This window comes from Balnearium lithotrophicum, assembly GCF_900182585.1.
Taxonomy (GTDB): Bacteria; Aquificota; Aquificia; order Desulfurobacteriales; family Desulfurobacteriaceae; genus Balnearium; species Balnearium lithotrophicum.
Genome location: NZ_FXTM01000005.1, coordinates 1 through 18,774 on the forward strand (window position 1 = coordinate 1; position 18,774 = coordinate 18,774).

At 43.2% G+C, this 18,774-nt stretch carries 18 protein-coding genes; 13 read left to right on the forward strand and 5 right to left on the reverse strand.

The features are described 5' to 3' along the window. The coding region (locus FN732_RS02440; protein WP_142933554.1) for a helix-turn-helix domain-containing protein at window positions 1-302 on the reverse strand (302 nt) is incomplete at its 3' end. A 122-nt stretch (window positions 303-424) separates the two neighbouring features. Here FN732_RS02440 and FN732_RS02445 point away from each other — a divergent pair. From FN732_RS02445 to bioA, 12 genes are all read left to right on the forward strand, one after another. Then, the gene (locus FN732_RS02445; RefSeq protein ID WP_142934316.1) at window positions 425-2,461 is read left to right on the forward strand and encodes a molybdopterin oxidoreductase family protein; all 2,037 of its coding nucleotides are present in this window, start codon (window positions 425-427) and stop codon (window positions 2,459-2,461) included. Next, the gene (gene rsmA, locus FN732_RS02450) at window positions 2,461-3,201 is read left to right on the forward strand and encodes a 16S rRNA (adenine(1518)-N(6)/adenine(1519)-N(6))-dimethyltransferase RsmA (RefSeq protein WP_142934319.1); all 741 of its coding nucleotides are present in this window, start codon (window positions 2,461-2,463) and stop codon (window positions 3,199-3,201) included. The genes FN732_RS02445 and rsmA overlap by 1 nt, the downstream gene beginning before the upstream one ends. A 30-nt stretch (window positions 3,202-3,231) precedes the next feature. After that, window positions 3,232-3,468: a hypothetical protein gene (locus FN732_RS02455; protein WP_142934321.1), complete on the forward strand. Its 237-nt coding sequence runs from the start codon at window positions 3,232-3,234 to the stop codon at window positions 3,466-3,468. A gap of 89 nt (window positions 3,469-3,557) precedes the next feature. Continuing rightward, window positions 3,558-4,589: a phenylalanine--tRNA ligase subunit alpha gene (gene pheS, locus FN732_RS02460; RefSeq protein ID WP_142934323.1), complete on the forward strand. Its 1,032-nt coding sequence runs from the start codon at window positions 3,558-3,560 to the stop codon at window positions 4,587-4,589. A 2-nt stretch (window positions 4,590-4,591) separates the two neighbouring features. Beyond that, window positions 4,592-6,970 carry a phenylalanine--tRNA ligase subunit beta gene (gene pheT / locus FN732_RS02465; RefSeq protein WP_142934326.1) on the forward strand — a complete coding sequence of 793 codons (2,379 nt, stop codon included), beginning with the start codon at window positions 4,592-4,594 and terminating at the stop codon, window positions 6,968-6,970. Window positions 6,971-6,982: 12 nt separating this feature from the next. Beyond that, complete coding sequence (locus FN732_RS02470; RefSeq protein ID WP_142934328.1) at window positions 6,983-7,279, forward strand: cell division protein ZapA; 297 nt, start codon at window positions 6,983-6,985, stop codon at window positions 7,277-7,279. A gap of 32 nt (window positions 7,280-7,311) precedes the next feature. Beyond that, window positions 7,312-7,881 (forward strand): 5-formyltetrahydrofolate cyclo-ligase, encoded by a 570-nt coding sequence (locus FN732_RS02475; RefSeq protein WP_142934330.1) that lies wholly within the window; start codon window positions 7,312-7,314, stop codon window positions 7,879-7,881. Then, complete coding sequence (gene rny / locus FN732_RS02480) at window positions 7,866-9,518, forward strand: ribonuclease Y (protein ID WP_142934333.1); 1,653 nt, start codon at window positions 7,866-7,868, stop codon at window positions 9,516-9,518. The genes FN732_RS02475 and rny overlap by 16 nt, the downstream gene beginning before the upstream one ends. Further along, on the forward strand, window positions 9,508-11,418 hold the full coding sequence (selB, locus tag FN732_RS02485) for a selenocysteine-specific translation elongation factor (protein WP_142934335.1): 1,911 nt from the start codon (window positions 9,508-9,510) through the stop codon (window positions 11,416-11,418). The genes rny and selB overlap by 11 nt, the downstream gene beginning before the upstream one ends. Continuing rightward, window positions 11,418-12,299 carry an AEC family transporter gene (locus FN732_RS02490; RefSeq protein ID WP_142934337.1) on the forward strand — a complete coding sequence of 294 codons (882 nt, stop codon included), beginning with the start codon at window positions 11,418-11,420 and terminating at the stop codon, window positions 12,297-12,299. Before selB ends, FN732_RS02490 begins: the two co-directional genes overlap by 1 nt. Before the next feature lie 24 nt (window positions 12,300-12,323). Beyond that, window positions 12,324-13,004 (forward strand): hypothetical protein, encoded by a 681-nt coding sequence (locus FN732_RS02495; protein WP_142934340.1) that lies wholly within the window; start codon window positions 12,324-12,326, stop codon window positions 13,002-13,004. A gap of 10 nt (window positions 13,005-13,014) precedes the next feature. Continuing rightward, window positions 13,015-14,367, forward strand: a complete 1,353-nt coding sequence (gene bioA, locus FN732_RS02500; protein ID WP_142934342.1) for an adenosylmethionine--8-amino-7-oxononanoate transaminase — start codon at window positions 13,015-13,017, stop codon at window positions 14,365-14,367. Here the strand turns inward: bioA and FN732_RS02505 are convergent. From FN732_RS02505 to FN732_RS02515, 3 genes are read right to left on the reverse strand one after another with little or no spacing between them, the layout of a single operon-like run. After that, complete coding sequence (locus tag FN732_RS02505; RefSeq protein WP_142934344.1) at window positions 14,364-14,852, reverse strand: universal stress protein; 489 nt, start codon at window positions 14,850-14,852, stop codon at window positions 14,364-14,366. The two genes, bioA and FN732_RS02505, sit on opposite strands and share 4 nt — an antisense overlap. Then, window positions 14,852-15,322 carry a universal stress protein gene (locus FN732_RS02510; RefSeq protein ID WP_142934346.1) on the reverse strand — a complete coding sequence of 157 codons (471 nt, stop codon included), beginning with the start codon at window positions 15,320-15,322 and terminating at the stop codon, window positions 14,852-14,854. Before FN732_RS02510 ends, FN732_RS02505 begins: the two co-directional genes overlap by 1 nt. Window positions 15,323-15,332: 10 nt before the next feature. Next, window positions 15,333-16,322 (reverse strand): DUF814 domain-containing protein, encoded by a 990-nt coding sequence (locus FN732_RS02515; RefSeq protein WP_142934348.1) that lies wholly within the window; start codon window positions 16,320-16,322, stop codon window positions 15,333-15,335. Between the two features lie 60 nt (window positions 16,323-16,382). On the opposite strand from FN732_RS02515, the gene hpf reads away from it, so the two are divergent. Then, the gene (gene hpf, locus FN732_RS02520; protein WP_142934350.1) at window positions 16,383-16,943 is read left to right on the forward strand and encodes a ribosome hibernation-promoting factor, HPF/YfiA family; all 561 of its coding nucleotides are present in this window, start codon (window positions 16,383-16,385) and stop codon (window positions 16,941-16,943) included. A 20-nt stretch (window positions 16,944-16,963) separates the two neighbouring features. Here the strand turns inward: hpf and lepA are convergent, their stop codons facing one another. Further along, on the reverse strand, window positions 16,964-18,760 hold the full coding sequence (gene lepA / locus FN732_RS02525) for a translation elongation factor 4 (RefSeq protein WP_142934352.1): 1,797 nt from the start codon (window positions 18,758-18,760) through the stop codon (window positions 16,964-16,966). Window positions 18,761-18,774 lie beyond the last annotated feature (14 nt).

Below are 18,774 nucleotides of genomic sequence, written 5' to 3' on the forward strand. Positions count from 1 at the left end.
ATCTGAGGTTGTCTTACTCTGTGGGGTCTTTTGTTTCTGTCTTTGAGGCCTTCTAAACCGTACTTTTTGTATCTATTTTTCCATTTGTAGAAGGTAGTTGGACTTATTCCGAAGTATCTGCAGGTTAGTCTTGCATTTTGGTGTTTTTCGTAATGTTGAATCCATTTAAGTCTTTTTCTCACGTTTGGGTCTTTTGTTAGGTCGAGTTTTGTTTTTATTTTCGTTCCTCTTTTGATTGTTTTTTTGAAGGGTGTATTTGATATGTGCAGGGATGTTCCTTTGAATTTCTTTAATTGTTTCATTGGTGGACACCTCCTTTTGTTGGAGTTCAAATCTTATTTTAGGGTGTCCACCTTCTTTCTGAACTTCAACAGTATTCCAGCTATAATTTTCTAACTTTTTAAAATTCCTTTTGGAGGAGCTCTTGAAAAAAACGGTCTGTACGTACTGTGGTGTTGGTTGTGAAATAGGTTTTGATAGGTCTTCTGTAGTTCCTATTCGTTCAGGAGTTGTCAGTAAGGGAAAGCTCTGTGTAAAGGGAAGGTTTGGCCATGAATTTGTTAACCATCCAGATAGGATAAAGGGAGCTCTCGTAAAAAAAAGGCTCTTAGATGAGTTTAAAATAGATACTTCCTACTTTGATAGGAGAGGAGAGTTTTTCTCAGTTCCCTACGAAACTGCCTATAAAATTGTAGCTGAAAAGCTTAAAGAAATAGTTTCTACCCATGGTTCCCGTTCCTTTGCAGCAGTCGGAGGAGCCAGAACCAACTGCGAAAGTGCATATCTACTTCAAAAATTTACAAGGGAAGTTGTAGGGTCTCCGCACGTTGATAACTGCGCAAGAATATGCCACGCTCCCTCTTTAAAGGGATTGAAGGAGACGGTTGGGGAAGGAGCAGCTTCGGTTCCCTTTGACGAGATTTACAACTCAGAGTTCATCTTTGTTTTGGGCTCAAACACAACTGAAGCCCATCCAATTGTCGCTCACAGGATTGTGGAACAGGCAAGAAAGGGTATCCCTTTAGCAGTTCTTGACGTTAGGGAAATAGGTCTTTTTAAGTTTGCCAAGTATAAGCTTGTCATACCATTTGAGTCCAATCTTCTATTTTTAAATGCAGTTGCAAGGGTAATAGTCGAAAACGGACTCTACGATAGAGATTTTGTTGAGAAAAGAGTTTCAAACTTTGAGGAGTTTAAGGAGAAAATACTCTCAGATGAACTCTCTAAACCTGAAGTGTTCAGGAAAATTCCTGGATACGAGTACTTAACCGAGGAGATTTACAGATTAGCTGAGGAAATTTCCAAGAAGAAGACACTCTTTATGTGGGGACTTGGAATAACTGAGCATGAGGATGGAAGTGAAACAGTTATGGCAATTGCAAACTTAGCTCTTTTAACGGGCAACGTGGGAAGAAAAGGTACAGGGCTTCTTCCCCTCAGGGGACAGAACAATGTCCAGGGTGCCTGTGATGTGGGAATGCTTCCATACTACCTACCGGACTATAAGAAACCAGAGGAAATCGGATACATGACTCCAGATATCATTGATGCCGCTTTAAGGGGGGAAATAAGAGCTCTCTGGGTAATGGGGGAGGATTTGGCCCACGTACATCCAAATTCAAACAAAGTGAAGAGAGCCCTTGAAAGTTTGGAGTTTTTAGTTGTAAATGAGCTCTTCCCCTGTGAGGTAACAAAGTTTGCCGACGTTGTATTTGGAGTCAAGAGCTGCTATGAGAAGACCGGTGTTTACATAAATGCAGAGAGGAGGATTCACCTTTCACAACCCGTTTTTGATTCTGAACTTCCGGACGATTGGGAGGTTATTTCAGCCGTTTCTCGGGAAATGGGAGTTGACTTTGGGTTTAAAACAAGCGAGGATGTTTGGAATGAGCTGAGGAAGGATGCTCCAGAGAGGTTCGGAGAAGCTTCCTACGAACTCTTGAGGAAAAACTTTGAGGAAGCTCCCCAGTGGCCCGTTAAGGATGGAAGGGGAACTCCTGTTCTCTACGAGGAAAAATTTTCAACTCCAGATGGAAAGGGGAGGTTGATTTATAACAGATACAGAGTAAGGGGAATGGTTGAGGAGCTCTTAGAAAAAAGGGAAATCGAAGGGTTCTACTTAACAACGGGTAGGGTTTTACCCCACTACAACAATGCGAATCAAACCTCCCGTTGCAAAACGTTAGAAAAGTTTAAGCTCTTTAAGGAGGACGTTGTCTATGCAAGTGAGAAGGACAGGGAAAGGTTAAAAAATGGGAAGAGAATAAAGCTCAAAACAGAAAACGGTGAAACTCCTTTTCTACCCCTTGAGTTCAACAAGCACGTAAGGAAAGGAACTCTCTTTGTTACATTTCACAGGGCTAAGAGTTCAATAAACTCCCTCTTTGGGGACGAATCCGACAGGTTTGTAAAAACTGCAAAGTTTAAGTCAATTAAGGTTGATGTTACTGTGGAAGAGTAATGAAACTAAAGAAGAGGTTCGGACAGCACTTTTTAAGGGACAGGAACGTAATAAGAAAAATTGTTGACTCTGGAAGTGTTTCAGAAAAGGATAGGATAGTTGAAATCGGCCCTGGAGGGGGAGCTCTCACCGAGGAAATACTGAGCAGAAATCCGAAGGAACTCCTCCTAATTGAAGTAGACCCCGATTGGGTAAACTACCTGAAGGAGAAATTTGGCAGTAAGGTCAAAATTGTTAAAGGGGATGCAACGAAGTTTCCATTTTCAGAGCTCCCCGGAAAGTGGAAGTTCTTTGGAAACCTCCCCTACAACGTATCGACTGCAATAATAAGAAATCTTCTGAGACACAGGAAGGTTTTTGACTCCGGTGTCTTTATGGTTCAGAAGGAGGTTGCCGATAGGCTGACTTCAAGGAGCGGAAAGAACTACGGCTACCTTCCAGCCCTACTCTCTCCCTTCTTCAAAGTAGAAAAGCTATTTGACGTTCATCCAAAATCGTTCATACCCCCTCCAAAGGTATTTTCAACAGTTATTAGAATAACTCCAACGGGATTTAGTATGGAGGACAGTGAATTAACGGAGTTTGAGGAGTTTTTAAAAAGGGCTTTTTCTCAGAGGAGAAAGAAACTAAAGAAGAACGTTGAACTGCCGGACGAGTTTAAAAGTTACGGAGAGAAAAGGGCTGAGGAGGTCTCTCCGGATGAGTTCTTAAGGATTTTCAGAGCTCTCAAGGAGGAATAAATTTTCCCCAAAAACTTAAAGGAGGTAGCCATGGAGCTCTGGGTTAGAGACGGAGGAAAGACCGTTAAGATTCAGGGTTCTTTAAAGGCTATCTCTGAGAAAATCTTAGAGCAGTTCAAGGAATCTCCGGAAATCCTCGCCTTTAACGGAACAAAGAAGGAGAGAAGGAGATTTAAGAGGGAGCTCCGCTGTTCTAAAAGGGACCTGATAAAGGCTGCTCAGAACTACCTCAACTGGTACAGGAACTGTAAGAGACTCTTCAGCTAAAGGCCGGGAACTTCCCGGTCTTTTAAGTTCTCCCTCCAATTCCCCTTTTTGTTTATAATTCCCTCCTACAAACAGAAGGAGTTTAACAAATGGCCGGAATTGAAAACCTTCAAAGATTAAAGGAAGAGTTTTTCAAAAGACTTGACGAATCCTCAAACCTTCAGGATGTTGAAAACTTAAGGGTTGAGTACTTGGGAAGAAAGGGAAAGGTTACAGAGCTCCTAAAAAAAATTCCTACACTTCCACCTGAGGAAAGGAGGGATTTTGGAAGAGCCTGTAATCAGCTGAAGGGAGAACTTGAAAGAGCTCTAAAGGAAAAAATTAAAGAGTTCAAGGAAAAGGAGAAACTTGAAAGACTGAGAAAGGAAAAAATAGATGTAACCCTTCCCGGAAGGAGAAAACCTTTAGGAGCTCTCCACCCTGTTACAAAAACACTCAAGGAGATAGTAAAAATTTTCACCTCAATGGGATTTTCAATTGCCGAAGGTCCCGAGATTGAAACTGACTTTTACAACTTTGAGGCACTAAACATTCCTAAAGGCCACCCTGCAAGGGAGATGCAGGATACGTTCTACATATCAGATGAGATTGTTCTAAGAACCCATACATCTCCCGTTCAGGTCAGGGTAATGGAAAAGCACCAGCCTCCCATTCAGATAATTGCTCCCGGAAAGGTTTACAGAAAGGATGCAGACGTTACACACACTCCAATGTTTCATCAGGTTGAAGGCTTAATGGTTGACCGGAGTGTTACGTTCTCAGATTTAAAGGGAGTTTTGGAACTCTTCCTTAAGGAAATTTTCGGCTCAGATACAAAGGTCAGATTCCGTCCATCGTACTTCCCGTTTACGGAGCCAAGTGCAGAGGTTGACATAGGTTGCGTTATATGTGGAGGAAAGGGCTGTAAGGTATGTAAGGGAACCGGTTGGCTTGAAATCTTAGGGTGTGGAATGGTAGACCCTGCAGTATTTAAATCGGTAAACATAAATCCAGAGGTTTATCAGGGATTTGCCTTTGGAATGGGGGTTGAGAGGATAGCAATGCTGAAGTACGGAATAGACGACCTGAGGCTCTTCTTTGAGAACGACCTGAGATTCTTAAGACAGTTTAAAGGAGTATAGGAATGAAGGTTACTTACAACTGGATAAAGGAGTTTATTGATATAGATGACCTTTCTGCAAATGAGGTTGCAGAGATACTTACAGACGTTGGAATTGAGGTTGACAGCGTAAGGTACGCCGGGGAGAACATCGAGAAGGTAGTAACGGGAAAAATCATAGAGATTTCTAAACACCCAAATGCCGATAAATTAAGGATTTGTCAGGTAGACATCGGTGAAACGGTCCTTCAGATAGTTACAGGTGCAGATAACGTCTTTGAAGGAGCCGTTGTTCCTGTAGCCCTCCACGGCTCAAAGCTCCCAACGGGAGTTAGAATAAAGAGGAGCAAGCTCAGGGGAGTTGTCTCAAACGGAATGCTCTGCTCTGAGGAGGAGTTGGGTCTAACGGAGAGCTCTTCAGGAATAATGATTCTCCCGGATGACACTCCTATAGGAAAGGACGTTAAGGAAGTCCTCAACTTGGACGACTGGATAATTGAGTACGAGATAACGACAAACAGACCCGACGCCCTCTCCGTCTTAGGAATAGCGAGGGAACTGAAGGCAGTTTTAGGGAGGCAATTAAAACTTCCAGATACATCATTTGATTTAGGGGACTTTAAGGCCGAAGATGAGGCCTCACTCTCCGTTTTAGACCCGGCAGGATGTCCGAGGTACGAGGGGTTCGTTGTTAAGGGAATTGAGAACAGGGAATCACCACTCTGGATGAAGGTAAGGCTCTATCTGGTAGGTTTAAGACCTATAAACGCTGTTGTTGATGTTACAAACTACGTAATGTACGAACTTGGACAGCCCCTTCACGCCTTTGACCTTGAAAAGATTTCAGAAAGAGAGGTTGTTGTAAGGAGAGCAAGGGAAGGAGAGAAAATAAAAACACTTGATGGAGTGGAAAGAGAACTAACAAAGGACGACCTCGTCATTGCCGATTCCGAAAAGCCCATTGCAGTAGCCGGCGTTATGGGCGGAGAGGAGAGTGGAACGGACTTTACAACAAGGGAGCTCTTTTTAGAGTCTGCCCACTTTGACCCTATGTCAATAAGGAGAACATCAAAGAGGTTGGGCCTATCAACGGATGCATCCTACAGGTTTGAGAGGGGAGCTGACATAGAGGCTTGTAAGTTTGCGGCTGAGAGAGCTCTCCACCTAATTCAAAGGTTAACAGGTGGAAAAGTTGCTCAGGGGAACCTCTCCTTCTACCCCAAACCCTACACCCCAAAGGTTATTGCATTTAATCCCGAGAGGGCGACTAAGCTCTTAGGCGTTCAAGTCCCTGCAAGGAAGTCATTTGAAATTCTTTCAGGTCTTGGCTTTCAGGTTAGAAAGGAGCAGGACTACATAGTTGTGAAGGTTCCTTCCTGGAGAAGGTACGACGTTTCGAGGGAGATAGACCTAATTGAGGAAGTTGTAAGAATTTACGGAATGAAGAACGTTGTAAGTACATATCCCCTCATGCACAGTGAAATAGAGAGGAACTTCGACTACTTTAAGGTCTCTGAGTTAAAGGATTTCCTATCATCGTTAGGACTAAACGAGGCCATAAACTACAGCTTTATAGGTGAAAGTCTGTACTCAAAGTTTGGACTACCCGTTGAAAACTTAGTGAAAATTTCGAACCCGCTCTCTGAGGAGTGGGTCTACATGAGGAACTTTATCTTTCCAAGTCTTGTAAAAAATGCCGTAACGAACATAAACAGGAACGAAAGGGACGTTTTCCTCTTTGAGGTTTCAAAGGTTTTCAACCCTACGGGAAAGGAGCTCCCCGAAGAGGTCTTAAAGTTGGGGGTTTTAATTTCTGGAGAGGTTCCGGAGCTCTGGAAGAGAAGAAGGGTAGATTTTTATGACATTAAGGGAATAGTTGAGTCGTTAGGGGAATACCTGAAGTTAAGACTTGAATTTAAAAGAACAGAGAAGTTTCACTTCCTCCATCCGGGACAGTCTGCAGAAGTTCTTGTTGATGGAAAGCATGTAGGTTTTCTCGGAAAGCTCCATCCGGACGTTAATGAGGCCTTTGATGTCAATGAGGAAATCTTTGTTGCCGAGGTTAACCTTGAAGAGTTCCTCAAACTTTCAAAAGAGACAAGAACAACCTTTAAGCCAATTCCAAAGTTTCCTCCCGTTAAGAGGGACCTATCACTGATAGTTGACAGGGATGTACCTGTTTCAGAAATTGAACAGGTGATAGAGGAAAGCGGAAAGTACCTTGAAAGGTTGGAACTCTTTGACGTCTACGAAGGGAAGGGAATTCCTGAGGGTAAAAAGAGTGTGGCATTTTCACTTACATTCAGAGCTCTAGACAGAACTCTTTCAGATGAGGAAGTTAACAGAATTGTGGATGGTATAATTAAGGAGCTTTCTAAAATAGGAGCTACGTTAAGGGGCTAAGAGGAAGGAAGATTGAGCTTACCGCAGACAGTTGAAGTTATAATAAATGGAAGGAAGTTTAATATAAAGACCGATAAGGACCCCGAATACGTTAAGGGGCTGGCAAGAAAGATTGAGTCCATGGTTGAGAGAATAAAATCTGGCAACAGCAGGGTTACGTTTGACAAGGCCCTGGTTGTTGCCTGTTTTTACCTATTGGACGAAAATGAGTCACTCAAGAAACAAATCAGGGAACTTGGCGATGAGATAAAGCGCCTTGAAGAGGGTGCAAAACTCCTCGTTAACAATCAGAAGAAGATAGCTCCCTAACACTTCCTCTTGCCCCTTTAAAGGGGTAAACGTTGAAGTTTCAAATCAGACATAGAATCCGCCAGAGAAGACTCCTCCTTACTGAAGATGAAAGGGAAAAGCTCAGTAGAAGGCTAATTGAGAGGCTCTCGAATCTCCTATCCCTAATTCCACACGCTGAGAGCTTCCTCTTCTTCTATCCAATAAAGGGAGAGCCAAACCTACTTCCTCTTGCAGAGAAACTTCTAAGGTTGGAAAAAACTGTTTCATTCCCAAAGGTTGAAGGGAAAGAGTTAATTCCCATTTCGATTTCTTCCCTAAGGGAACTAACTCCGGGTAAGTTCAACATTCCTGAACCACCTATGGACGTAAAGAGGGTCGTTAAATCGATAGATGTTGTTTTTGTTCCAGGCCTTGCCTTTGACCTTTTCGGATACCGAATAGGTTACGGAGGAGGCTTCTACGACAGATTTCTTTCAAAGAACCGCTCGTCAAAAAAGATAGGGGTTTGCTTCAGCTTCCAGCTATTTTCAGAGCTCCCTCACGACCCATTTGACGTTCCAGTGGACTACATTGTAACAGACAAAAATTGGACAAGGAGGAAAGAATGGAGACAATCTTAGTTGCCATATTTGCAGTTGTAGCAGGTCTTGCAGGGGGATACGTCTTTGGCTCCAAGAAGGGGCAGGTCGTAAGGGAGGAGTTGGAGAGGAAAATCCTTGAGGAGGCCAAGAAGGAGGCTCAGGGAATTATTAGCAGGGCAAAGGAAGAGGCAGAAGAGCTAAAGAGAAGGGCGGAGAAGTTAGAAAAGGAAGCCGAAACAAAGTACGAGGAGATGAAGAAAAAGGCCATTATTGAGGCTAAGGAGGAGCTCCTTAAGGAGAAGGAAAAGTTAGAGGCCGAACTAAAGGAGAAGAAGAGGGAACTCTCTGAGCTTGAAAAGAGGTTGCTCAGAAGGGAAGAGTACATAGAGAAGAGGGAGGAGAACTTAGATAGAAGAGCAACCTTTTTGGACAAAGTTGAGGCAGAATTGGAGGAGAAGAGGGCAGAGGTTGAAAAGTTGGAGGCAGAACTCCTTGAGAAGGAGGTTAAACTCAGCCAGCTTCTTGATGAGGAGATGAAGAAGTTAGAGGAAATTGCCGGAATGACCAAGGAGGAAGCTCAGGAAGAGCTCATGAAAAGAATGGAAGACGAAATAAGGAGGGACTTGGCAGTCAGGTACAAGCAGATTGAGGAAGAGTTTGAGCAGACTGTAGATAGAAGGGCGAAGAAGATTCTTGCAACAACGATTCAGAGGTTGGCTACAGACGTTGTTGCCGAAACGACAGTTTCTGTCGTTGACCTTCCAAACAACGAGATGAAGGGAAGAATTATAGGAAGGGAAGGAAGGAACATTAGAGCTTTTGAGCTTTCAACCGGTGTTGACCTCATCATCGATGACACTCCTGAAGCAGTAACAATTTCATCGTTTGACCCTGTTAGGAGGGAGATAGCAAGGATTGCCCTTGAGAGGCTCGTTGCTGACGGGAGAATTCACCCTGCAAGAATTGAGGAGGTTGTTGAGAAGGTCAAGCAGGAGATAGAACAGGAGATGATGAGTGCTGCTGAGGAGGTCCTCTTTGAGTTGGGAATAGAGAGGGTTCACCCTGAACTTAAAAAGCTCTTGGGAAGGTTAAAGTTTAGAACAAGCTACGGCCAGAACGTCCTTCAGCACGTTAAGGAGGTTGCTTACTTGGCCGGAATGATTGCTGCAGAGATAGGTGCGGATGAAAAACTTGCAAGGAGAGCGGGACTCTTCCACGACATAGGAAAGGCGGTGACCCATGAGGTTGAGGGTTCCCATGCAATAATTGGAGCAGAGCTCCTCAAGAAGTACGGAGAGCCTGAAGCAGTTGTCAATGCCGCTGCCGCCCACCACGGAGAGGTTGAGTTTACAACTGTTGAATCTGTGTGTGCTGCAACTGCCGATGCCCTTTCAGCAGCAAGGCCTGGAGCGAGAAGGGAGAGCTTAGAGGCCTACATAAAGAGAATTGAGAAGTTGGAGAGCATTGCAGAGTCGTTCCCCGGAGTTATGAAGGCCTTTGCAATTCAGGCAGGTAGAGAGGTCAGGATAATGGTTGAACCCGACAAGATAACCGACGAGGAGGCTGAATTCCTAGCTCACCAGATTTCAAAGAAGATTGAGGAGGAGGTTCAGTACCCCGGTCAGATTAAGATAACAGTTATAAGGGAAACAAGGGCAGTTGACTATGCAAAGTAAGAAGTTTTTGGTTGTTGGAACCGCAGGACACATCGACCACGGAAAAACGAGTCTAATCAGAGTTCTCACTGGGGTTGATACCGATCGTTGGGAGGAGGAAAAGAGGAGGGGGATGACTATCGATTTGGGATTTGCCCACTTAGAGCTCCCCAACGGCGTTTTGGCCGGAATAGTTGACGTTCCGGGACATGAAAAGTTCATAAAGAACATGCTTGCAGGGGCTCACGGCTTGGACTTAGTTCTATTTGTTGTTGCGGCAGACGAGGGGGTAATGCCCCAGACTGAGGAGCACCTGACTGTCTGCCAGACACTTGGAACAAAGAGGGGAATTGTAGTTCTTACTAAAAAGGACCTTGTAGATGAGGAGTGGTTAGAACTTGTAAAGGAAGAGGTAAAGGATTTTGTAAAGGGGACGTTTTTGGAGGGAGCTCCCATAGTTCCCGTCTCCTCAAAAACGGGAGAGGGAATAGATGAGCTCTTAGAGGAACTCTCAAAGGTTTCCTCACAGGTAAAACCAAAGAGTTCTGAGGGTTTTCTGAGACTTCCTGTTGATAGGTCGTTTACAGTTAAGGGATTCGGAACAGTTGTTACGGGAACTCTACTTTCGGGGAAGTTGGAGGTAGGGAAAGAGGTCGAAATACTTCCGAAGGGAATCAAATCAAAGGTCAGGGGAATTCAAGTTCACGGTAAGCCTGTTGATAGGGCATTTGCCGGCCAGAGAACGGCTGTCAATTTGGCCGGTGTCTCAAAGGAGGAGGTTAAGAGGGGAGACCTAATTTCAGCTCCCGGATACCTTAAGCCCACGAAATTGGTCGATGTTGTCTTAGAAGTGTCAAGGAGCGCAGATGTAGTTGTCGAATCCGGTTTTAAAGTTCACTTCCACCACTTAACGAGTGAAACGGAAGGAGAAGTTTACCTTATTGATAAGGAGGAGCTCCTTCCGGGAGAGAAAGCCCTTGCCCAGATAAGGTTGAGGGATGAGGTCGTTCCCGTTTACGGCGATAGGTTTATAGTCAGGAACTATTCACCTGCAAGGGTTATCGGAGGAGGGTGGATAGTAAACCCTCTACCTGAGAAAAAGTTTAGGAGGAGGTTCAGGGATAGGTGGATATCCTTTCTTACTCCCTTAACGGAAAGGGAAAAGGTTGAAGGGAAGTTAATTTATTTGGTTGGTAAGTTTCCGGGGAAGTTCTCCTACGGCGATTTTGTCCAGAGGTTGGCCTTATCTCCAAGGGAAGCTAAAGAATTGACAGAAAAACTCATTTCAGAGACTAAGATTAATGAATTCAACAGAAAACTCTATCCTCCAACGTTTAAGGAGGAACTAAAGAGGAAAATTTTGGAGGAAGTAGAAAGGTACCATGAGACTTATCCTGTTTCTGAGGGAATAAACAGGGAGTCCTTGAGGACAAATTTAAACATTCCTCAGGAACTCTTAGAAACGGTAATTTCAGAACTTTCAAGTGAAGAAAGGATTGAAGAGGTTGGCTCTCAGTTAAAACTAAAAGGATTTAAGCCAGAACCAAAGGGGGAGTTTTCAGAAATTGCAGACATACTGAGAAAATACTCTAAAAAAAGTTTGTTCTCTCCACCATCATTAAAGGAGATTTCTAAGGAAACGGGAATTTCTGAAACAAAGGTATACATGACTGCCGACTACTTAGTTAGAAATGAGGGATTTCACAAAATAGGCAACTTCCTTTTCTCTCCAGATGCCTTTAAGAAAATTGTCAAAATCCTGAAGGAGCACTTCTCAAGGGAAGAGACTCTATCGGTTTCCGAATTTAAGGACTACTTAGGGGTGAGCAGAAAGTTTGCAATTCCGATACTGGAATACCTTGACTCTATCCAACTGACCGAAAGAAAAGGTAACGAGAGAATAAGGGGAAGAGCTCTCTGATGGAGGAGCTCCTACTGAACGTCATTTTCCCCATTTACATTCTGATTTTTTTAGGATACGCTTTTGGAAAAATCTGGAAATCCTTGGAAACAAGGACAATCTCAACGTTAGTCCTCTACATTTTCGCCCCAGCTCTCATCTTTGACTCATTCAGGGAATTAAAAAGTTTTGAAAACTTAACATCTATTTCACTCTCTGGGCTAATTGTTTTTTTAGGTGTTTACTCTCTTTCGCTCCTCGTTGAAGGCCTCCTTTTAAAGGAAAAAAACCCGGCTTTTGAGCTCTCCTCAACGGTGATGAATGCCGGTTATTTAGGAATTCCCCTTATCTACTTAATGTTTGGAGAAGAGTCATTACCTATAGCTTTAACTTACATGGTTGTAATGGCTATATACCACTTTACTTTAGGAATTGTCATTCTAAATAGAGACCTATCATCGGGCTTTAAGGAGGCATTAAAAATCCCCCTTATATATGCGGTTCTTTTGGCCTTTCTCCTAAGGGAAGTTTCACTTCCCTCCGGAGTTGAGAAGATGATTAAGCTTACGGGAAATGCAACAATGCCATTAATGCTTGTATCCATAGGTATATCTCTTTCAAAAGTTGATTTAAAGGGATTGGAAGTAGGAGTGCTATCGACTTTGGTTAGATTTTTGGGAGGAACCGTTTTCTCGATATTTTCCGTTGAAATTTTAGGATTGAAGGGATTGATATCAAAAGTTTTAATTGTCCAATCGTCACTCCCTTCGGCAGTCCTCAACTACGTTCTCTGTGAAAGGTTTAACAAATCCCCCGAAATCGCCGCTTCCTCAATCTTCATTTCAACCATTCTTTTCCCCATCTATCTAATTCTTCTGAAGTTTCTATTGATATACTTATAGTTAACTGAATTTTAGAGGTTAAATATGAAATGGATTTTCATTTTTCTTTTTAGTTTTCCATTAAGTGTTTTTTCCGCTGAAACTCCGAATAAAACAACTGTAATCAAGGATACCGTAGAAGTAAGCAAAAGTGTTCAGCCGGACGTGTATTCCCTTACATTTAAGGTCTCCTCAAGGGGAAAAAGTGAAGAGAACGTCCTTAAGTCCCTCTCAACAGCAGATGAATACATTAGAGGGTTAAACCTCCCCTATTCTGGAGGGAACTTTATAATCTACCCACTAAAGGAGTGGGATTCCGTTAGGAAAGTTTACAGAATAGACGGCTTCTCAGGCGAGGTGCTTTACAGATTTAAACTAAAGAATGTTCTCCAGCAGGAGGATATTTTTAGAGCTCTAAACATGGCAAAGGAGAAGTCTCCCATTTCCTACTCTATTTTATACTCAAAATGGGTCGTTTCTGAGAAAAAAAAGAGTGGAGCATTAAAGAGTTTAAAAGTTGGAATTTTGAATACAGCAAGGCAGGAAAAGAAAATCTTTGAAAGGGAATTAAATAAAAGGTGTTTTATAAAGTCTATAAGCTTTAGTTCTGTTAATCCTTTCCCAATATTAGAAAATGTAAGAGCTTTTAAAATTACAGCTCCAAAACCTAAAAGAGAGAGGGAAGAAATTAAACTTAGGGCAAGGGTAGTTTACATCTGTTACTAAGGAGGAACCTTTGATAAGTAAGGAAACACTTAAGGAATGGGATAAGAGGTACGTCTGGCACCCCTTTACTCAGATGGCAGAGTACGTTAAGTACGAGCCGATAGTTATTGAGAGGGGAGAAGGATGCTGGCTCATAGATATTGATGGAAAGAAATATTTAGACGCTGTAGGTTCCATATGGTGCAACGTTCACGGCCACAATGTTAAGGAACTAAACGATGCTCTGTGTGAACAGGTTAACAGGATTGCCCACTCAACGCTCTTGGGACTTGCAAACGTACCTTCCATCTTACTTGCCAAAAGATTAGTTGAAATAACCCCTAAAGGGTTGAATCACGTTTTCTACTCTGACGATGGCTCTACTGCAATGGAAGTTGCCCTGAAAATGGCCTATCAGTACTGGCAGTTAAAGGGAGAAAAAAGAAGAACAAAGTTCATAAAGCTTGAGGAGGCATACCACGGAGATACAATAGGCTCTGTAAGTATTGGAGGAATTGACCTCTTCCACTCAATGTTTAGAGAACTCATGTTTGAAACCTTTAAGGTTCCAGCTCCCCATCCATACAGGTTTAACGGAACAGTCGAGGAGTGTAAAGAGTACTCGTTAAACAGATTGAAGGAAATTTTGGAAGAACACGGTGAGGAAGTTGCTGCAGTTGTTATGGAGCCCTTAGTCCAGGCAGCTGCAGGGATGATTGTCCACCCGGAGGGCTTTTTAAAGGGAGTCAGGGAGCTCTGCGACGAGTTTGGAGTTTTACTAATTTTAGACGAGGTTGCAACGGGATTCGGAAAGACAGGAAAGATGTTCGCATGTGAGTGGGAAGGTGTAGTTCCAGACATCATGGCAATATCTAAGGGATTAACTGCCGGATACATGCCGTTGGCAGCTACACTTTCAACTGATGAAGTTTACAGTGCCTTTTGGGGAGGAGACTACGGCAGCGGAAAAACGTTCTTTCACGGACACACCTTTACAGGAAATCAGCTTGGCTGCTCCGTTGCCTTGAAAAACTTAGAGCTCTTTGAAGAAAAGGATTGGCCAGAAAGTTTACGAAATAAGATTGATTATCTCCACAAGAAACTCTACGAAGAACTCTCGGAATTGAAACACGTTGGAGATATAAGGGGAAGGGGATTTATGGTAGGAATTGAGCTTGTAAAGAACAAGGAAACGAAAGAGAGCTTTAGCTGGAAGGACGACGTTGGAAGACGGGTTTCAAGGAGAATAGTTGAAAAGGGAGTATTTACAAGACCTTTAGGTCCTGTCCTTGTAGTAATGCCTCCCCTTGCAATAAGCAAAGAGGAGATAGACTTTATGATTAGAACCTACAGGGATGCCATTTTTGAGGAGTTGGAACGCTAAATCTCCTCGTTTCCTTCCTCCTCCTTTGTTTTTACTATCAGAATAGGAGATTCAATCTCCTTTATTATGTCAAGGACCTTTCCGACCTTGAAAAATGAGAGGGATTCATCCGTTATTCCAAGAGCTACGAGCTTGATGTTGTACTCCTTTGTATACCAACTGAGACTCTCTGCCAACTCACCTGAAATTAAGGAAACTCTTGTTTTTATTCCCCTTTCCTCAAACTCCTTAGCTAAATCCTTCAATTTCCTGTAGGTTCTTAAGAGGGCATCTACATAACCATCATCAATAGTTCCTCGTAGGGCCTCAATCTTATCTTCAGAATCGTACTCCTCTTTCTCCAAGATTCCCCAGTCTGATGGAATTAAAACGTAAACAATGTGAACCTCAATACAGCCGGCCTCTTTCAATTTTAGAATGTAAGGTTTAACGTTAATACTTGCTCTTCTAAGGTCTACCGGGTAGAGAATTCTCTCAAAAAGCATCACTCCTCCCTATTTTTAACTATTAGAACTGGACACTTGGCATTCCTTATAACGTCAGTTGAAACACTTCCTAAGAGAATTTCAGTTAAAAGGCCCTTTCCGTGAGCTCCCATCACTATTATCTTAACTTTCTCTTTTTCTGCTACATCAACTATCTGCTTCGGGATATTCCCGTATTTTAAGTAAATTTTTACAGATAACCCTTCCTCCTCTAATATCCTTTTCACAGCTTCCAACCTTTCTATCAGTGAAGTAACGTACTCCTGGTCAACCTCAGGAAGAATCTTGTAGAGCTCCTTGTCGTTTAAAAGGTCTGCCCCGTCGGGGAGCTCTATTGAAAGGTCATCAACTACGTGAACAACAACAACCTCCTTTTCTCCAGCCTCCTTTAGTTTTTTAACGTAGTCTAAGGCAAGCTCGGCAAGTGGTGAAAAATCCGTCGAGTAAAGAACCTTTTCAAACAGCGGCATCTCTCCCTCCTTATCCTGTTACAGAAAATTCCTTTGTATCAAATAGAGGTTCAACAGTTAATTCTTTAAATAGTTTACCATTTTTATACAGGGCTACTTTAACCTCCTTTTCACTCTTTGCATCGGAATATCTTGCAACTATCCCTGCAGCTTTTTTTAGAAGTTCTACAGATGGCTCCTCCTTACACCTCAAAATTGCCGTTGGGGATGGAACGTTTGGAACTTTTATAACAATATCCCCCCCCCTTGAGAATTCCTCTAACCTTTTATTCTCTTCTCTATTTCTTCCTACAATCAGTTTACAGTTTCCGAGTCTAAAGTGCCTTCCTATTTTCAGCAGCCTTACGTTTTCCCAGGAGAGCTCTCCGTGTTCCAACAGGTCCTTAACCTTCTTTGAGAAGGAGGGTTCGGTTAAAAGGCACCCCCCAGCTGGTGTAGGAAGCTCCTCAATGTTTACTCCTAACTTTTTTAAAATCTCAGGATACTTCTTCCTTGAACGTCCCCTTATATCAAGGAGTTTTTCCCTGTTGATTACTCCTTCCTTCTCATAATCTGTCTCCGGCAAAAGTTTCCCAGATAGTGGCCTTAAAACTCTACCTTTCAGACCTGAAAGCTTTTCGATTGAGTTAAAGGCTTGAAGGTGTTGAGACATAGGTCTCTGTCCTAAAACCTCTCCAGTTGCGATGATTCCATTCTCTCCTGCAACTTCCTTAACCTTCTTCAGCATGTAGGCCTTACAGTCAATACAAGGGTTGAGGTTCTTTCCATATCCGTAAACGGGACTCTTTAGCATTTCAAGATAGTCATCCCCCGCTTCAACAACTTTAAGCTCTATTCCCAGTTTGTTGGCTAAATCCTGCAGCTTTTCTAAGTCCTTTTCAAAGAACGGGGAAGTAATGTGGACACCCACTACGTCAAATCCAAGGTTCTTCAGCAGTTTTGCCGCAATTATACTGTCAAGCCCTCCTGAGAAGAGGAGGTAGACCTTCTTTCTCTCCATAGACACTCTCCCGATTTGGCCTTAATTTAAAGTTAGGAGATAAAAGAAAAGGAGGAAGGGATGGCCCAACTAAAGCTCAATCTCATAGGTCACGGAATCGACCTAACGGGGGCAATAAAAAACACCTTGGAGGAAAAATTTAAGAGGCTTGAGAAGTACCTGGGAAACGACGATAGGAGAGAGGTCTTTGCAGACGTTATTGTAAACAAGGAGAAGTACCGCTCCTCTGTGGAAATCGTTATCTACAACGTATTTGACCACACGTTAAGGATAAAGAAGGAAACTGACGACCTTTACACTGCCGTTGACTACGTTGTTGACTCTGCGGAAAAGCAGCTACGCCGTTTAAAGGATAAGGTTAAGACAGCATCAAAGAAGGAAGCCCAAAAAACAAAGCAGTTAACTTTGGTTGAGGAAGAGGCCGTTGAGAAGCCCATAGAAATCATTGAGGTTGAGCCCGAGCTCTACAAACCCATCTCTGTGGAGGATGCAGTTGTCCAGCTCCTTGGCTCAAAGAGGGAGTTTGTAGTATTCTGCAATGCCGAAACTGGAAATGCAGCCGTTGTCTACAAGAGAAAGGATGGAAACGTTGGTCTGATAGAGATGCCTTCGTGTAAGTAGGAGGGGGAAGTTTCCCTCCCTTACTCCACTTTTAAAACTGCTAAAAATGCCTCCTGGGGAACCTCAACTTTTCCTAACATTTTCATCTTCTTCTTACCCTCTTTCTGCTTTTCGAGGAGCTTCTTCTTCCTCGTAACGTCTCCACCGTAACACTTTGCTAAAACGTCCTTTCTCAGTGCCTTTACGTTTGAGCGGGCAATTATCTTGTTTCCTATTGCCGCCTGAATGGCAACCTCAAAGAGCTGCCTTGGAATTATCTCCTTCAGCTTATCAACCAACTGCCTTCCCCTCTGGTACGCTTTATCCCTGTGAACTATTACAGAGAGGGCATCAACAGGCTTTCCGTTTATCAGGATGTCAAGTTTAACGAGGTCTCCAGGCCTGTAACCTGCGAACTCGTAGTCGAACGATGCGTACCCTCTTGAAACGGACTTTAACTTGTCAAAGAAGTCAAAGAGAATCTCTGAAAGTGGTATATCGTAGCGGAGCTCCACCCTTTGCTGGTCTAAGTACGAAAATCCCGTTTGGATGCCTCTCCTATCCTGACAGAGCTGCATAACTGGTCCTACGTACTCTGAAGGAGTAATTATGGAAGCGGAAATGTAAGGTTCCTCAATCCTTTCAATCTTTTCAGGGGGAGGCATCTGGGCAGGGTTCTGGACATCAACAGAACTTCCGTCCTTAAGGTAAACCTTGTATATAACACTCGGGGCTGTTGCTATGAGGTTAAGACAAAACTCCCTCTCAAGTCTCTCCTTTATTACCTCCATGTGTAGGAGTCCCAAAAATCCACACCTGAAACCGAAACCTAAAGCTGCCGAAGTTTCAGGCTCAAAGAAGAGGGCAGCATCGTTCAGCTTTAACTTTTCTAAAGCTTCCTTAAGGTTTTCATAGTCGTCCGAATCCACAGGATACAGTCCGGCAAAAACCATCGGCTTTGCAGGTCTGAAACCGGGGCAGGGCTCATCTGTGGGATTTTCGGCATCGGTTATCGTATCTCCTACCTGGGTATCCTCAATGTTTTTAATGTTTGCAGCTATCCAGCCAACCTCACCTGCAGAGAGCTTTTCCGTCTTGACCATATTCGGAGACTGAGTTCCAACCTCTACAACTTCAAACTCCTTGTCGTTGGACATGAGCTTTATTCTCATTCCTGGCTTTATCTCTCCGTCAAAAACCCTTATGTAAGGGATAACACCCCTGTAGTTATCGTAAAAGGAGTCAAAAATCAGAGCCTTTAACGGCCTATTAGGGTCTCCCGATGGGGGTGGTACTTTCTTAACAATAGCTTCAAGAATCTCCTTTATCCCTATTCCCTCCTTTGCTGAGGCAAGTATGGCATCGTCTGGATCCAATCCCAAAACGTCTGCAATCTGCTCCTTTACCCAGTCGGGATTTGCACTTGGAAGGTCTATTTTGTTAATGACGGGAATTATCTCAAGACCGGCATCCAAGGCTAAGAAAAAGTTTGCAATTGTCTGGGCCTCAACTCCTTGAGTTGCATCTATGACTAAAAGAGCTCCCTCACAGGCAGACAGGCTCCTCGAAACCTCGTACGTAAAATCAACGTGGCCTGGAGTATCTATTAGGTGCATCGTGTAGGTCTTCCCGTCATCTGCAGTGTACTTCATTCTAACGGCGTTGAGCTTTATCGTGATTCCCCTCTCCCTCTCAAGCTCCAAAGTATCCAACATCTGCTCCTTCAGCTCTCTTTTAGAAACAGTACCAGTAAACTCAAGAAGCCTATCTGCCAACGTTGACTTTCCGTGGTCTATGTGGGCAATTATGCAAAAGTTCCTAATAAGCTCCTGGTTCATTCAACCTCTCCAAA

Coding starts and splice junctions, on each gene's coding strand:
- rsmA (WP_142934319.1), top strand. CDS start 2,461: ATGAAACTAAAGAAGAGGTTCGGACAGCACTTTTTAAGGGACAGGAAC.
- FN732_RS02455 (WP_142934321.1), top strand. CDS start 3,232: ATGGAGCTCTGGGTTAGAGACGGAGGAAAGACCGTTAAGATTCAGGGT.
- pheS (WP_142934323.1), top strand. CDS start 3,558: ATGGCCGGAATTGAAAACCTTCAAAGATTAAAGGAAGAGTTTTTCAAA.
- pheT (WP_142934326.1), top strand. CDS start 4,592: ATGAAGGTTACTTACAACTGGATAAAGGAGTTTATTGATATAGATGAC.
- rny (WP_142934333.1), top strand. CDS start 7,866: ATGGAGACAATCTTAGTTGCCATATTTGCAGTTGTAGCAGGTCTTGCA.
- selB (WP_142934335.1), top strand. CDS start 9,508: ATGCAAAGTAAGAAGTTTTTGGTTGTTGGAACCGCAGGACACATCGAC.
- FN732_RS02490 (WP_142934337.1), top strand. CDS start 11,418: ATGGAGGAGCTCCTACTGAACGTCATTTTCCCCATTTACATTCTGATT.
- FN732_RS02495 (WP_142934340.1), top strand. CDS start 12,324: ATGAAATGGATTTTCATTTTTCTTTTTAGTTTTCCATTAAGTGTTTTT.
- FN732_RS02505 (WP_142934344.1), bottom strand. CDS start 14,852: ATGCTTTTTGAGAGAATTCTCTACCCGGTAGACCTTAGAAGAGCAAGT.
- FN732_RS02510 (WP_142934346.1), bottom strand. CDS start 15,322: ATGCCGCTGTTTGAAAAGGTTCTTTACTCGACGGATTTTTCACCACTT.
- FN732_RS02515 (WP_142934348.1), bottom strand. CDS start 16,322: ATGGAGAGAAAGAAGGTCTACCTCCTCTTCTCAGGAGGGCTTGACAGT.
- hpf (WP_142934350.1), top strand. CDS start 16,383: ATGGCCCAACTAAAGCTCAATCTCATAGGTCACGGAATCGACCTAACG.
- lepA (WP_142934352.1), bottom strand. CDS start 18,760: ATGAACCAGGAGCTTATTAGGAACTTTTGCATAATTGCCCACATAGAC.